This is a genomic window from Streptomyces sp. NPDC006602, assembly GCF_042870385.1.
Classification (GTDB): domain Bacteria; phylum Actinomycetota; class Actinomycetes; order Streptomycetales; family Streptomycetaceae; genus Streptomyces.
The window spans coordinates 56,990-71,458 of record NZ_JBIAHG010000016.1 but is presented as its reverse complement, the minus strand read 5'-3'; the positions used below and the strand labels follow the sequence as shown (position 1 = coordinate 71,458).

Below are 14,469 nucleotides of genomic sequence, written 5' to 3'. Positions count from 1 at the left end.
AATCGACCGACGGTCGACCCGGACCGTCTCCTGCCGTACCTGGTGAGGGCCGACGCGTGGTCACCCGCCCGCGGGTGGGTGACCACAGGGCAGCAGACGGCTACTCCGGCTGTGTCACGGTCAGCGCCCACCGAATCGACTCCGTCGAAGCGTCGACAGCCACGGAGAAGGATCCCGGACGAACCACGCCGGCCTCCATGGTTACCGAGCCCACCGCCGCATCTCCGGCCGGACAATCGACCGAGAACGCGGCAACCTCCATTTGCTGGGACTCCATCGTCACCCGCACGCTGCCGCCACCCTCACAGGCCACGGTGAGTACGGTCGGCAGCCCTTCCCACGCGCCCCCCGACACAAGACCGCCATCTCCCGTGCGTTCCTCCACCCACACCAAGCCCTCGGGACCAGGGTGGGGCAATAAGACATCACCGGCCGATGCGGCGGCAGGCCCCGCCCCCACACCCATCAGCCCCAACGCCGCAAGCGCCGCCGCGGCCAGAGCTTTCCTCGTCTGTCCCACGTTCACTCCTTCTTGATCCGTCATGGACACCACAGTCTGCCCAACGCGAATGACCTCGCACATGAGTTCCAGTACTCATAAGGCCTCGGCGCAGCTCCTCCGGATGGCATGCCGAGCCGGCCGACTCTGAGCGGCGAAGTTGCCAGGCGGCGCACTCAATGGCCGACTGAGGGGTTGGGAACTGCTGCAGCTGTTCTGAGCAGAAGTGACTTCTGGTGAGCGTGAGTGAGTGCCGGGGCTGGATGCGGTGGTTCATCTGCGCGCCAGGAGGGTCCGCCGGCGGGGGTGTGCTGTGGCCTGCGGTTTCGGCAGGGGAACGGGAGTTCTCGGGTCGAATGGGTGACCTTTGCGGGGGCTGCTCGTTGACTGCGGTGACGGGGATCTTCGGCCGGGCGGGGGTGAACGGGTGAGCGGACTGCGGGAGGTGGCGGCGTCGTTCGTGGCGCCCGGCCCGGCCGGGGTGGCGATCCGGGACCGGCTGCGGGTGTCGGAGGCGGACGCGGCGGTGCTCGCCGAGGGCGGGGTGTTCCTGGGTTCGCTGGCCGCGGGTGATCTCGCGGAGCGGTCCCGGCAGGGACTGGTGCACGATGCGGCCGGGTGGGCGGTGCGCAAGCGCGCGCTGACGGGGAGGTCGTCGGCGCGGTGGGCGGGCAGTAGACGCGCGCCTGCACTGCCGTCATGGCCGGCGCGTTAGCTGATGCGGGCTCCTGCGCCGCTGACACGGACGCGCGGGTCACCCGCGCGCAGCGTCACCGTGAGCTCGCCGGGGCGGCCCAGATCCTCGCCCTGGTACAGGGTGAGGACGGCCTCCTGGGGGGCCAGGCCGAGTTCACGGGCGTACGCACCGAACGCGGCGGCCGCGGCGCCGGTCGCCGGGTCCTCGACGACGCCGCCGACGGGGAACGGGTCACGGACATGGAAGACCGTGGCCGACTCCCGCCACACCAACTGGACCGTGGTCAGATCCAGGCGGTGCATCAGGGCTTCGAGGCGCGCGAAGTCGTACGCGAGATCCGCGAGGCGAGCGCGCGTCGCCGCCGCGAGAACCAGATGGCGGGCGCCCGCGAACGCGATACGGGGCGGGAAGGCCGGGTCCAGATCGGCGGCCGGCCAGCCGAGTGCGGCGAGCGCCTCCGCGAGGTCGGCGTCGGCGACCTCCTCGATGTGCGGCTCGACGCTGGTGAGCGTGGCCCTGACCGTCCCGCCCTCCTCGGCCACCTCCACGGGCACGGTGCCGGCGCGCGTCGCGAACACCAGCTTGCCGGGGCCCATCCGCTCGGCGAGCGCGACGGCGGCCGCGACGGTGGCGTGCCCGCAGAACGGCACCTCGGCCTTGGGACTGAAGTAACGGATGCTGTACGCCCGCCCCTCCTGGCCGCCGAGGCCCTCCGGGGGCGCGGTCAGGAACGCGGACTCCGAGTATCCGAGGTCGGCGGCGATGGCCAGCATGTCGCTGTCGTTCAGGGCCGTGGCGTCCAGAACGATTCCGGCGGGGTTTCCGCCGTCGGGGACACTGGAGAAGGCGGTGTATCGGAGCACCTCGGGCCGCGTCGCATTCGTCGTCATGCACGCGGCAACGCGGGCCCGGCCCGCGGCTATTCCTGGACGTGGGCGGAGGCGGAGATGGCGCGCCTTGAGGGCCTACGCGACCAGCCCCACATCGACACTGACCCACCCTGACGAGCGGCGCCTGCCCATCATCCGGCGGGCGAACCTGCGAGTGGCGGGCGACGACAGGATCGCGGTCCGACGGGATCGCGGTCGGCACCCGCGTGTGAGCCTCGTGGCCCGGCCGCTTCGGCCATGAGCAACGGGCGGCCCGTCCTCGCGTCGCCCGTCGGCGGCGGTCGCCGTACGAACGCCCGCCCGACCTCGCACAACGGAGCCCGTCAGTCGCCGGACTGCTGCTCGTGCCGATGGGTCCCACGGGCAAGCTCTTGCAGGATGTCGTGCTCGCTCTTCCCGGTCATCCGGGCCATCGTTCGCAGCAGTTGCGCGCACAGGGCCGCGGTACCGTCCATGAGGGCCTCGGTCGCCATCGGGTCCTCGCGTCGCCGTTCGGCGACATACGTGGACAGCAGGTCGTCTCCGGAGACGTAGGCGGTCATGAACTCGATGCCGGCGCGGATGCGGTCGTAGTCGCTACTCATGAGCCGAACCATTGCACAGCGGGGGCCGCCATGACGGAGGGGGACCCATTGGCGAGCCCCCGTCAATGACGCCCGGTCAGCCGAGGACGTCGCGGGCGCGGTCTGTGCGACCGTCCTCGGGCTGCTGGCGAGCCGGCTGCTGCGGGTGGCGCTGGACGGCCAGGGTCTGCGGTGGGACCTGATGTATCTGTCCGAGCGGCCTCGGTGGTGGCGTCCCCGCCGCCCTGACCTGGGGTGTGGCGGCGGGAGTAGGGGCTGCGGTGACGCTGCGGGTGGCCGTGGGCCGTGTGGGGACCGCCGACGCCACGGCCTCCGCCGAGGGCCCAGCTCAGCCGTAGGTTCTGCTCAAGCCGTCATAGCTTCCCTGGGGTGCTCGTCGTCGCCGTGATGATGGTCTTGGGCGCCGACGTTTCCCTCCCTCAGCCGGTGCCTGACAGCGGCAGGCGCGGGCGGATAGCCTGGCGGGGCTGCTGGATCATCACCGGACGCCTGGACGCCTGGACGCCTGGACGCCTGGACGCCCGCAGAGCACCCTCGCCCGGTGTCCCTGCGGAACATACGAGAACGGAGCAGGCGACGTGAGCGACGCGCACGCCGGTACCCGCGAGGGGGCTGTGGCACCCGCTCCCTCGGCCGACCTGCTCGAGCGGGTACGGCGTCATCGAAGGCACACCCTGGAGCTGCTCACCGTCTGTGCCATCGGCCTCGTCCCGTGGACCGTCCTGCTGGCGTTCACGTTGCCGTCCGGGTACGAGGTTCACCAGTGGCGTGTGACCTGGGTGGGATTCGACGTCCTGCTCGTGGTCGCGATGGCGTCCACCGTGATTCTCGGCTGGCTGCGGCACCGCTTCGTCATCGTGTCGGGGCTGGCGACGGCGGTGCTGTTGATCTGTGACGCCTGGTTCGACGTGTCGCTCGCTTTCGGTACCTCGGACGTCTGGCTCTCGGCCGCGCTCGCGGTGTTCGCGGAGCTGCCGCTGGCCGGCTACTTGATCCACAGGGTGATGGGGATGATCTCGTTGGCGCAGTGGCCGTCCGCCGAGACCACCGCCGACAGTGATGGGCAGGCCGCCGGCCCTGACGCCTGAAGGTTCTGGAAGCGGGACATGAGGAGTAACACCGACGCTCACGCTCACTGCCGCCGCACCGGGTCCAGTTCGGCGCAACCGTACGAAGATCGGCGCACTGTCTCACAAGTCGGCCCAGCCGTAATCCGGGCAACTTCCGTGTCTTCCTTGGAGGTTGAGTCCTGCGCAGACGTACGTTCGTCGCCGCTCTCGGTACGTCGTTTCGGGCAGGTCCATCCCGTGACTCCTGGACGTGGTGCCGGAGGCCGGACAACGATGCGCTGGACGATCCCGCCCTACGCGCCGGCATGTGAGCTCACCGGTCCCGAGCACCCGACCGAACCCGACTCATGACATTCTCACCGCAGTCGTGCCTCGTCGGCCGCGTCACCAAGGAGATCCCGGAGTGCGAAGCCGCTCCGGGATCCCCTCCTCATGGCGTGTGGCTTACTTGAGGCCGCGTACGCCGATGGTGTAGATACCGCGGCCGTGAGTGGCCGCGTAAAGGGTCCTTCCGTTCGGGCTGAGCTTCAACTGGAGCACGGCGACCGCCGGAAGGGAGCCGACGCGCTGCCACGTCGTGCGGCCCGGGGCCCGGTAGACGACGCCGAGATCGGTGGCGACGGCGAGGCCGCCGCCTGGCGTGACGACCGCGGAATCGGCGGGCACATCCGGGAGGTTGTCGGAGATGTCGGTCCAGGTGGTGCCGCCGTCCTTCGATTCGAAGACGTGGCCGACACCGGCACCGGGCCCTTCGGTCCAATGCCGGGAGAAGCCGTTGACGGTGAGGTACACATGGTCGGCGTTCGTGGGGTCGATGGCGAATCCGCTGAGGTAGCGGTTGGGGACGGTGCCGGCCGCACCGGTGGCCGGGAGCGTGATGTCGTGCCAGCCGGTGCCGTCCGCGTTGCCGACGGCGATGCCACGAGTGAAGCCCTGGTTGTTGCAGGGGCCGCACCATGCCGCGTAGACCTTGCCGCCGGACGCGGCGACGGCGGTGGCGGTGTGTCCCGCACCGAGGTCGTACGCGCTGGTCCACTCGTCGCCGCTGCGAATGGCGTAGCCGTGGGTCTGCACCCAGACATGGCGGCCGCCCGCGATCCAGGTGGAGCTGTTCTTGGCGTCGGCCGCGAGCGGGGCGATGAAGCGGGCCTCGCCCGTCTCGTTGTCCGGCGGGGCGACGGAGTACGAGGTGATCTTGCTGGGATCGTCGACCCAGGAGCCGTCGTTGACGGCGCAGTTCTGCGTCACCTGGACGGCGAGGTAGACGTACTCCTCGGCGATGTTGCAGCCGTTGGCCGGGTCGGTGAGGGTGTCGCCGCCGTCGCCGCCGAAGTTGGAGCCCATCACGGTGTCATTGCTGCGCAGCAGGGACTGACCGTTGTCCTGGAGGCCGCCGGTGACCGAGACGCCGCCGTGGTCGACGTCCTTGCCGATGCCCACCGAGTAGTACTGGAGGGTGTCGATGGTGCCGTCGTTGAGCGAGGTCCAGTCGGTGGCGTGGCCGGAGGCGTCCTGGCGGCCGTCGACGGGGCGTTTGTAGACGCCGCCGTCGTTGCCCACGTACACGAAGCTCTTGCCGTGGTAGCGGCCGATCGCGACGCCGTGCTGGTCGGAGTGGGTGGTCTGGTGGCAGTCGCCGGTCTGCTTGGCCGGGTCGATGTTCCAGCAGGAGAAGCCGAAGTTCCAGTACGGGCCGACCGTCGACCAGGTGCTGCCGCCGTCCTTGGTCTCGTAGACCTCTTCCAGTCCCGCGTACACGTGCTCCGGGTCGGCCGGGTCGACGGTCAGGAACTGGTTGTACCAGGCCTGTACGCCGGGCATGTAGCCGCTGGAGGTCAGCGCTGAGCCGTCGGAGGCGAGGCCCTTGTAGTCGGCGATCTTCGTCCAGGGACCGGCGGGGGAGCCGGACTTGGAGACGTAGATGCCCTCCAGGCCGCTGTCCGGGTTGGTGTTCAGCTGCTCCGGGGACTGGTCGATGGCGTAGTAGCGCGAGCCGTCGGCGGAGCGGGCGAAGGTGACGTTGCCGACGTCGTCCGCGTCGGACGGCAGGTCACCCAGGCCACTGGTGATCCGCGTCCAGGTGCCGTCGGAGTCCTTGGTGTAGAAGCCGTTGTAGTCGTCACCGCTGCGCCAACCGACCGCCAGGACCACCTTCGAGGGGTCCTTCGGGTCGATCGCGATGTCGTTGGCGATGTTCTTGTACGGAGCGTCGGGATCGCTCGCCAGCGAACCACCGGGCAGATAGCCGGGGTTGGGTGCGAACTCCAGCTTCCAGGCGCCGCTGTACTTCTTCGCGGAGTGGCTCCACACACCCGCGCTGGTCGCCGCCCAGACTTTGCCGCCGCCGAAGCGCAGCTCGTGGATCGTGGTGCTCTCCAGCTCGTCCCCGCCGACCCGGCTGCGGGAGGAGAAGGTACCGTCGTGCGGGTTCGACAGGACGTAGACGCCACTGCCGAGATAGGCGTCCGCATTGGTGGACGCCTCGCCGGTGCCCAGCCACAGCCGGCCCCCGCCGTCCAGCGCGAGTGCCCCGGTCGACTGCGAGGACAGCCTGTCGCTGATCGGCTTCCAGCGCCCGCCGCCGCCTTGGGAGCGCCACACCCCGCCTCCCGCGCTGCCCGCGTAGACATAACCGTCGTCGTCGGCAGCCATCGCCGCGATACGGCCCGTCACATATCCGGATCCACCACTGGAGTTGGAGTCGTAGTCGCGGTAGCGCGAGTCGTCGGAGTTGTAGGGAAGATCGGTGACGTTGCGCCAACTGCCGCCGGTGCTGGGCAGCTTGTTCAGGCTGCTCCAGGCGGCACCGTACGCGCCCGGTGCCACGATGCCCGGCGAGGTACGGGCCTCGGCGTACTGGTCGGCGCCCTCGGCTATCTCGTCGGCCTCGTTGCCGTCATCGCCGTCATCGCCGTCACCGTCCTGCGTGACAGCCTCAGCGGTGACGCTGCTTGTCGACCGATCGCGCTGGTAGGCGAGTTGGGTAAGGGTGCGAGCCCCGAACGGGCTGCTGTCGTGGCCGGGGGCGGCGCCTGCGGGTAGGGCGACGAGCGCGGCGGATGCGGTGATGGCACAGATCGTGAACCATCGTCTCTTACGGGCCTTGCGGATTGGTGCTGACACCAGGTCCTCCCAAACGGGCATTGATACAGCCGTCGGGAGACCTGATCACGCCCGCGAGGGCTCACCCCGATGCTTGCCGAATCTTGGCCAGCACCTGTCAGGTTTTGCCTCTCGCTTTCAGTTCTGCTGAGCGGACCGGCGAGGGGGGAACACACATTTTGAGTGAATCGACCTGCCCAGTCGACGCGTTCGACGCGTTCGACACGTTCGGCTCGCGGACCCGGCAGCGGCGCGGGCAGCCCGCGCCGCTGCTTCGGCGGCCGGAAGGCGGTGCTGAACCTGTGCGGAACATGAGAATTGGTGTGATCTCTGCTGCGCTGGGAAGGCGCCGCCGTTATGAACACCCCCCACCCGAGCACGGTAGACGAGGCCACGGAGCAGAGCCTGGGCGTGCGAGCGGCGCCGCCTCTCGTTTCCTCATCGGCGCAACGGCTCAGACGCGGTGGGCGGGGCTTTTCGTCGGCACTGCGTGGCGGGCGGGTGGCGGGGCTGGACGGATTGCGGACGGTCGCCGTGGTGTTGGTGATCGTGTATCACGTGGAGCCGGATCCGGTGCCCGGGGGGTCGGTGGCCGTGGACGTCTTCTTCACGCTCAGCGGTTTCGTCATCACCCGGCTTCTGGTCGCCGAGTACGCCCGTACCGGGGGCATCGGCCTGCGGTCGTTCTACCGGCGGCGGTGGCTGCGGCTGGTGCCGGCCATGCTGGTGGTGTGCGCGGTCACCGCCTTGCTGTCCGTGGCGCTCCCGCTGCCACTGTTCGACGGGGCGTGGGTGGCGGCGGCGCTGGCCGCGGCCTCGGTGACCAATCTCGTACGGGCTGGGCAGCCCGGCCCGTACTCGGACCTCACCGCGCCGCTCAGCCACACCTGGTCTCTGGGGGTGGAGGAGCAGTTCTATGTGGCCTGGCCGCTCCTGCTGTTGGTGCTGCTACGGCACGCGACGGCGCGGACGGTGCTGGGCTGGGTCGCGGCGCTGTGCGTCCTGCCGGTGCTCTGGCGCATGGTTCTCTGGGACCCCACGGCGGCTCACCGGATCTACAACGGCCCTGACACCCGCGCCGACCAGCTCCTCGTCGGGGCTCTGCTGGCCGTCGTCCTGGCCCGACTGCGCGCCGACGACCCGCGGTTGGCGCTGCTGCGCCGATGGGCGGGACGGCTCTGCTGGCCCGCGCTCGCGTTGCTGGGGCTGATCGCCTGGCAGGTACCGATCACCGAGGCGAGCGGGTGGAACCCCGTGTGGTACACGGTCGGAATCCTGGCCGCCGCCGTTCTGTCGGCCACGGTGGTGGCCGCGCTGGATCTGAGCCCGCAGTCATGGCTCTCCCGTCTGCTGTCGGTGTCCGCGCTGGCCTGGGTCGGGCGCAACCTCAGCTACGGGATGTACCTGTGGCACTACCCTGTCATCCGGCTGCTCTCCGACCTCGGCGTGGACGGCGGCAGACTGCTCTGCGCCGGCCTCGCGGCGACGGTCGCGGCGGCGCTCGCCTCGTACGTCCTTGTCGAACGGCCCCTGCTGCGACGCAGCCGGTACGGCGTGCGCCGGCTGGAGCCGGTCGTCTCTCCGGCTCGCTCCCCAGTTGTGTGACCGGCGTCTCATGAGGGAACGTCGGGCCGTGTCCGTCGGCGCCTGTGCCGGGGGCGGGTCGTCTGACGAGGATCCGCAGACAGCTGAGAGGACCCGCCGCCATACGCTGCGCCCTTCCCGGGCGGCGAGGGACCGGGTGGTGGTGACCACCGGCATGCTGTCCTTCCTTCGACCCGCTCGCGGGCTGCGCCGCCCCGGGTCCGGTCGCGCCGAGCGCCGCCCGCGCAACGAGCGCGGGGAGCGGTCCGCTCATCCACCTACTGGCGCGTGTGGGAGGGCATACGGCTGCACACTCTCCCGCCGGACGCGTCGAATCACCGCTCGCCGCTCGACCTCGGGCGCCGCGCGACGAGATGCGGCTCGCGCCCCGCACGCCGTGCGTGGGCCACCTCCGGGCCACCGGTAGCCGGACCCGGGAGCTCACATGAACAGAGGTGAGGATCCCTTGAGTCGATGGCGTTGTCAGTGCCCTCTGTCATCATCCCGCCATGCTGTACGACGCCTTGGTGGCCGAATCCCGTAGGAACGACTCGCTCGACGACGTGAGGTCCGACGCGCTCCGCCGCGTCCGCTGGCTCGTCGACCTCCTGGAAGGTCAACGGACCGAGTTCCGTCGGTCCATGGGGCACGAGCACCGGCGATCCAGGGCCGCGGGCGCGGCGACCCAGGCCGAGATCGACGGGCGGCTCGCGGCCTGCGCGGACGAGGAGGGCAGGGCCGCGGTCCTGTGCCTCATGCTGGCCACCCGCTTCGACAACACGAGCTATTGGCAGTACGACGCCGAGATCGAGCCCTTGATCGCGCGGGTTACCGGCTGGACGCCCGACGAGGTCGCGGTGATGCTGCTCCGCGTCACCGAATACGCCAGGGGCTATCTGTTCGCCGATGCGCTGGAGCCGGTGCTGAACGTCGCCGACCAGCTCGACGCCGACGGCCGCCGCGCGGTCATGCCCTGGCTGCGGCACGCGCACACCGAACTCATGGACACCACGGTCGAGGCGCGCCTGCGCGCCTCGCTCGTCCAGCGCCTGCGCGCGCTGCTCGCGAGCGTGGACGAGGCGCACATCCCCGAGGGACTCATCCCCGCCGACGCGCCCTGGGCCGCCCCGCTGCGCGACCGTGCGAAGACCTCGCCGACGCGAGAACTGGCAAGCTTCGTACGGCATTTGGCGATCCCGTCGGGGCCGCGTCCCACGCAGAGGTGGCGGCGGACGTGCCTGGAACGGGCGGACGCGGCGTCGGCGCGGGACCTCGTGGCCGATGTCCTTCGGTCGCTGGCGGGCGACGATCCGCTGTGCAGCACGGGAAGCGGTGCGCACACCGGCTGGATCCACGGCGATCACCATTACCACTACGTCGTGCACCAGAAGGACGGGGACCTGGCGCGCGGCGTCGTCTGGGCCGCCGCGCTGACCGGCGGCCCGGCCGCGGTGCGGCACCTCGACGCGCTTGCCCTGCGGACCGCCGGCCACGGAAACGGCCTGATCGAGGACCTCAAGCTCGCGGGCGCGGCGATCAACGCGCTGGCCGAGAGCGGCGATCCGACCTCTCTGGAGGCTCTGTGGCGGTTGCGGTCCCGGATCAAGCACCGGGCCCTGCGCAAGCAGCTCGACACAGCGCTGGTGACGGCTGCCGGGAAGCAGGGCATCACACCGGAGCAGCTCATTGAACGCAGCGTGCCGGACCACGGCCTGGCGTCGGACGGTTCGCTGGAGCGCGAGTTGGGCGGCTACCGGGTACGGGTGGCGATCGAGGACGCGGCGACCGTGCGGCTCACCTTCACACGCCCCGACGGGGGGACCACCCGCACCGCTCCGGCGGCAGTGAAGGACGGCTTCCCGGACGAACTTCAGGAGCTGAAGGCCCTGGCCAAGGAGGTGCGGGGGACACTGTCGGCCGAGCGGGCCCGCGTCGAGGCGCTGATGTCGGCCGGGCGCGAGTGGCCGTACGACGAGTGGTGCCGCTACTACCGTGACCATCCGGTCACCGGCGTTCTCGTCCGCGGTCTGATCTGGGAGTTCCACAACGTCGGGGATGCCGACGGCCAGTGGCGCGCGGTGGCGCCGATGGCCGAGCCGTCCGGCGAGCCCGGGCGCGTCCGGTTGTGGCATCCCATCCGGGCGTCGGCGGACGAGGTCAGGGCGTGGCGGGAGCGGCTCGTCGCAGAGCGGCTGCGGCAGCCGTTCAAGCAGGCTTTCCGGGAGATCTACCTGCTCACCCCTGCGGAGGAGGAGACCGGCGTCTACTCCAACCGGTTCGCCGCCCACATCGTCCACTACCCGCAGCTCTACGCGCTGTTCAAGGAACGCGGCTGGCAGGCCAACTTCCTCGGCCGGCACGAGGGCGGCTACGACGGGAAGGCGCGGGCCGAGTTCGGCGACGGCGAGTGGCGGGCCTGCTTCCACCACGAGCCCGCCGCGGACGACGACGGCGGCGGCTACGCACCCGACCACGCCGCGACGGACCAGGTCCGCTTCGAGCGGCGGGACGGCAGACGTTGGCGGGAGGTTTCGCTGGCGGAGGTGCCCCCGCTGGTGTTCAGCGAGGCGATGCGCGACGTCGACCTGTTCGTGGGCGTGACCTCGATCGCCGCCGACCCCGACTGGGCCGACCGGGGCGAGGACCGTTACGCCGTGTACTGGCGGACGGCCACGTTCGGTGTGCTGACGGCGAGCGCCGAGGTCCGCCGCGAGGCACTGGAACGGATCCTGCCGCGCCTGAAGATCGCCGACCGGTGCTCGCTCGACGGCCGCTTCCTGGTGGTCCGCGGGGATGTGGGCACGTACAGGATCCATCTGGGCTCGGCCAACATCCTGATGGAGCCCGACGACGCCTACCTGTGCATCGTCCCGTCGCGCCGCAAGGGCGACGGCAAGGTGTTCCTGCCGTTCGAGGACGAACGGCTCTCCCTCATCCTCAGCAAGGCATTCCTGCTCGCCGCAGACACCAGGATCACCGACGAGACCATCCTCCGCCAGATCAAGAGGGATGCCCGATGAACCTCGCCGCCAGGCTGATGCGCGCGTTGACCGAACCGGACTTCGCACTCAAGCACCTTGAGGACAACGACAGGCACCCCGATCTGTCGCAGGTCTCCGACGAGGAGCTCGGCAGCCTCCTCGTGGCGGCCTACGGCCTGGACGCCTCGGCCCCGCACGCGATGATGACGGTCCGCTTCACGGTCGAGCACGCGGCCGGGGAACGGCAGCCGCGCTATACACCCGACGCGTGCCGCCGGATGTTCCAGGCGCTCGTCGCGAAGTGCGAGGAGCACGGCTGGGCGGACCTCACCCTGGGCCTGGGTGCGCTGCAGCGCTGCACGGGGCCGCTGCCCGACGTGTCCGGACCGGCCCGCCGCCTGGTCGGGTTGTGGCTGGAGAAGGACACCGTGCGCCAGCCGTACGCGCTACTGGCGGTCGCGGGGCTCGCCGGTGACGGAACACTGCGCGCGGCGGTGGAGCGCCTCTCCCGTGATGTGGGCCCCATCGTCGCGGAAGAGATCGCCGTCATCGCCGGCCTCCCCCCGGCCGAACAGGCGCTGCTGTCCGAGATCGACCGGGGCCACAGATTCGTCTCGCCGCTCGCGCACACGTGGGGCAGGTCGGCCGACAACCCCGCTTACGTGGCGTTCGCCCGCCGCGCGCTGGAAGCGGCCGCCGACCGCACCGACGCGATCCGGGCGGGCGAGATCCTCTACCGGGCGGACAAGGCGTTCACGGACCGGGAGATCACCTCGCTCGGACAGGCCCTGCGGGTGGCGCTGTCGTGCGACGAGCCCTGGCTGCCGGAGCTGTTCGAGCGGCTCCTGCCCGGCATCTCCGTCGCCCCGACGGCGGCGAAGACGCTTCCGTCGCAGGCCCTGTTGTACGAGGTGGTCCGCGCCGCGCAGGACTTCCCGACGCCCGAGCTGGTGACCGCGATCCGCACCGTGCGCCGGACCGTCCGGCACGCCGGGGTGCCCAAGCAGCTCGACAAGATGCTGAAGAAGGTCGACGCGGCCCTGGCCGAACGCACCGAAGTGGCGCTACGGCTGCCGAGGTTGGAGTTCGACACCGCATCCGTCAGCGGCTCCGCCGTGGGCGGTGTCCTGGGCCGGCCGGCCGGCGACTACCAGGCCGTCGTCATGGTCACCGACACCGCGACGCTGACCTGGGAGAAGGACGGCCGCCCGCTGCGCGGCGTCCCGGCGCCGGTCCGCCGCGACCACGCCGCCCTGGTCAAGGAGCTGCGCGACCTGGTGAAGCGGGTGAACGCCCAACTCACGACTCTGGTACGCGCGTTGGAGGGTGGCTTCACCGTCGAGGCGGTTCACCCGTACGGCTGGTGGCGCACCGAGCTGGCTGGGCACCCCCTCGCCCGGACCCTCGTACGCCGGCTCATCTGGGAGATCGAGGTCGCGCCCGGCGAGTGGCGGGGCGTACTGCCCGAGACGGACGAGCATCTGCCCGATGTGCGCGACGACGCCTCCGTACGGCTGTGGCACCCCATCCGCTCCGAGCCGGACACCGTGCGGGCCTGGCGGGACCTGCTCGTCGAACGGCGGATCCGGCAGCCGTTCAAGCAGGCGTTCCGCGAGATATACCTCCTCACCCCGGCCGAGGAACTGACGCGCGTCTACTCCAACCGCTTCGCCGCGCACCTCGTGCACTACCGCAAGATGTTCGCCCTGTTCCGGGCCCACGGATGGAAGAGCGACCTGCTCGGCCCCTGGGACGCCGGGGACGGCGACGAGGCCGAGCGCACCCTGGCGGCGGGTCAGTGGCGGGTCCGCTTCCTCCACACCTGGGCCGACCGAGCGGGCGACGACGAACTGGCCTCGACCGACCAGGTGCGCTTCGACCGCCGTGTGGAGGGTGCCTGGCGCGAGGCACCGCTGGCCGACGTGCCCCCGCTGGTGTTCAGCGAGGCGATGCGCGACGTGGACCTCTTCGTCGGCGTGACCTCGATCGCCGCCGATCCCGACTGGATCGACGGCGGCCCTGAGCGCATCTACTGGGAGCGGGCGTCCTTCGCCGAGCTGACCGAGAGCGCCGCGTCGCGCCGCGACGTGCTCGAGCGGATCCTTCCGCGCCTGAAGATCGCCGGCCGGTGCTCGCTCGACGACCGCTTCCTGATCGTCCATGGCGATCTGCGCACGTACAAGATCCACCTGGGCTCGGCCAACATCCTGATGGAACCGGACGACAGCTATCTGTGCGTCGTCCCGGCGCGGCGTTCGGGGGACGGCAAGGTGTTCCTGCCGTTCGGGGACGACCGGCTCTCGCTGATCCTCAGCAAGGCATTGCTGCTCGCCGCCGACACCGAGATCACCGACGAGTCCATCCTCACGCAGATCAAGCGAGGTGCCTGACGGCCACCGTGGCGTTGCGGGACGAGACCGCGACGGGCCGGCCGCTCACCTCGCACGGGCTGCCCGAGCAGATGATCGGCGTGTGTCCGTGAAGAGGGCTGTGCCGGCGGGCCCGGGGCCGTCCGGGCCCTGCGGCGTCAGGGGCGGGGTGGACCAGGGGGATACACGGGGCGCGTGTCGGCCGCTCTGTTCCGGTCCAGCCCGACATCCGGGATGGCCTGGCCCCGGTTCGAAGCCGGCACAAGGCCCCTCACGCGCCCGGCCGGGAGGTCTCGTCCGGCACCTCCGACACATGCGCGCTGACGATGCGCCAGCCTGCGGGGAAACGTGTCCACGTCTGCGTCTGGCGGCCGACGGCGGTACCCCCGGGGTAGGCGAACAGGGTGGTGACCACGGCGTAATCGGTCCCGAACGTGCTGATTCTGGTGTCGAAGAGTTTTCGGCCCGGGGGAAGCGGCGGTTGTTGCCCTCGCCAGTCCCGGATCTCCTCCATCCCGGCCTGCTGATCGGCGATACCGAAGCGGACCGTGTCGGGTGAGTTCCAGAAGTACCCGGTGATGCCGTCGCGGTCGTCGGTGACCAGGGCCTCCTCGTAGCCGGCGAAAGCCACCGTCACTTCGGCGACCGTCTGTGGCAGGTCCACATCCATCCGCTCTCCGTTCGTCATGGGTC

10 protein-coding genes are annotated in these 14,469 nt (G+C 70.5%); 5 read left to right on the top strand and 5 right to left on the bottom strand.

The genetic code is table 11. The features are described from left to right. Positions 1–100: 100 nt before the first annotated feature. On the bottom strand, positions 101–544 hold the full coding sequence (locus ACFYO2_RS31815; RefSeq protein WP_388355867.1) for a hypothetical protein: 444 nt from the start codon (positions 542–544) through the stop codon (positions 101–103). A 382-nt stretch (positions 545–926) separates the two neighbouring features. On the opposite strand from ACFYO2_RS31815, the gene ACFYO2_RS31810 reads away from it, so the two are divergent. Beyond that, the gene (locus tag ACFYO2_RS31810) at positions 927–1,214 is read left to right on the top strand and encodes a hypothetical protein (RefSeq protein ID WP_388355865.1); all 288 of its coding nucleotides are present in this window, start codon (positions 927–929) and stop codon (positions 1,212–1,214) included. On the opposite strand, the gene ACFYO2_RS31805 is transcribed toward ACFYO2_RS31810, so the two are convergent. Both ACFYO2_RS31805 and ACFYO2_RS31800 read right to left on the bottom strand, forming a co-directional pair. Next, entirely contained in the window at positions 1,211–2,086 is an 876-nt protein-coding gene (locus ACFYO2_RS31805; RefSeq protein WP_388355863.1) for a PhzF family phenazine biosynthesis isomerase, read from the bottom strand. The two genes, ACFYO2_RS31810 and ACFYO2_RS31805, sit on opposite strands and share 4 nt — an antisense overlap. 323 nt (positions 2,087–2,409) lie before the next feature. Then, a complete protein-coding gene (locus tag ACFYO2_RS31800; RefSeq protein ID WP_388355861.1) occupies positions 2,410–2,670 on the bottom strand; it encodes a hypothetical protein in 261 nt (86 codons plus the stop codon). A gap of 578 nt (positions 2,671–3,248) precedes the next feature. Between ACFYO2_RS31800 and ACFYO2_RS31795 the strand changes: the two genes are divergently transcribed. Continuing rightward, positions 3,249–3,758 carry a hypothetical protein gene (locus ACFYO2_RS31795; protein ID WP_388355859.1) on the top strand — a complete coding sequence of 170 codons (510 nt, stop codon included), beginning with the start codon at positions 3,249–3,251 and terminating at the stop codon, positions 3,756–3,758. A gap of 426 nt (positions 3,759–4,184) precedes the next feature. Here the strand turns inward: ACFYO2_RS31795 and ACFYO2_RS31790 are convergent, their stop codons facing one another. Next, positions 4,185–6,863, bottom strand: coding sequence for a glycosyl hydrolase (locus tag ACFYO2_RS31790; RefSeq protein ID WP_388355857.1), 2,679 nt, complete (start codon positions 6,861–6,863; stop codon positions 4,185–4,187). Between the two features lie 336 nt (positions 6,864–7,199). On the opposite strand from ACFYO2_RS31790, the gene ACFYO2_RS31785 reads away from it, so the two are divergent. From ACFYO2_RS31785 to ACFYO2_RS31775, 3 genes are all read left to right on the top strand, one after another. Further along, complete coding sequence (locus ACFYO2_RS31785; protein WP_388355855.1) at positions 7,200–8,447, top strand: acyltransferase family protein; 1,248 nt, start codon at positions 7,200–7,202, stop codon at positions 8,445–8,447. A 488-nt stretch (positions 8,448–8,935) separates the two neighbouring features. Continuing rightward, on the top strand, positions 8,936–11,446 hold the full coding sequence (locus ACFYO2_RS31780; RefSeq protein ID WP_388355853.1) for a DUF4132 domain-containing protein: 2,511 nt from the start codon (positions 8,936–8,938) through the stop codon (positions 11,444–11,446). Then, positions 11,443–13,797, top strand: coding sequence for a DUF4132 domain-containing protein (locus tag ACFYO2_RS31775; protein WP_388355851.1), 2,355 nt, complete (start codon positions 11,443–11,445; stop codon positions 13,795–13,797). Before ACFYO2_RS31780 ends, ACFYO2_RS31775 begins: the two co-directional genes overlap by 4 nt. Before the next feature lie 250 nt (positions 13,798–14,047). Here the strand turns inward: ACFYO2_RS31775 and ACFYO2_RS31770 are convergent, their stop codons facing one another. Next, positions 14,048–14,464 carry an AtzH-like domain-containing protein gene (locus ACFYO2_RS31770; RefSeq protein WP_388355849.1) on the bottom strand — a complete coding sequence of 139 codons (417 nt, stop codon included), beginning with the start codon at positions 14,462–14,464 and terminating at the stop codon, positions 14,048–14,050. Between the last annotated feature and the right edge of the window lie 5 nt (positions 14,465–14,469).

What these genes read in the sequence shown, in the direction of transcription:
- ACFYO2_RS31800 (WP_388355861.1), bottom strand. Translation starts at nt 2,670, where the DNA reads ATGAGTAGCGACTACGACCGCATCCGCGCCGGCATCGAGTTCATGACC.
- ACFYO2_RS31775 (WP_388355851.1), top strand. Translation starts at nt 11,443, where the DNA reads ATGAACCTCGCCGCCAGGCTGATGCGCGCGTTGACCGAACCGGACTTC.
- ACFYO2_RS31770 (WP_388355849.1), bottom strand. Translation starts at nt 14,464, where the DNA reads ATGACGAACGGAGAGCGGATGGATGTGGACCTGCCACAGACGGTCGCC.
- ACFYO2_RS31815 (WP_388355867.1), bottom strand. Translation starts at nt 544, where the DNA reads ATGACGGATCAAGAAGGAGTGAACGTGGGACAGACGAGGAAAGCTCTG.
- ACFYO2_RS31780 (WP_388355853.1), top strand. Translation starts at nt 8,936, where the DNA reads ATGCTGTACGACGCCTTGGTGGCCGAATCCCGTAGGAACGACTCGCTC.
- ACFYO2_RS31785 (WP_388355855.1), top strand. Translation starts at nt 7,200, where the DNA reads ATGAACACCCCCCACCCGAGCACGGTAGACGAGGCCACGGAGCAGAGC.
- ACFYO2_RS31805 (WP_388355863.1), bottom strand. Translation starts at nt 2,086, where the DNA reads ATGACGACGAATGCGACGCGGCCCGAGGTGCTCCGATACACCGCCTTC.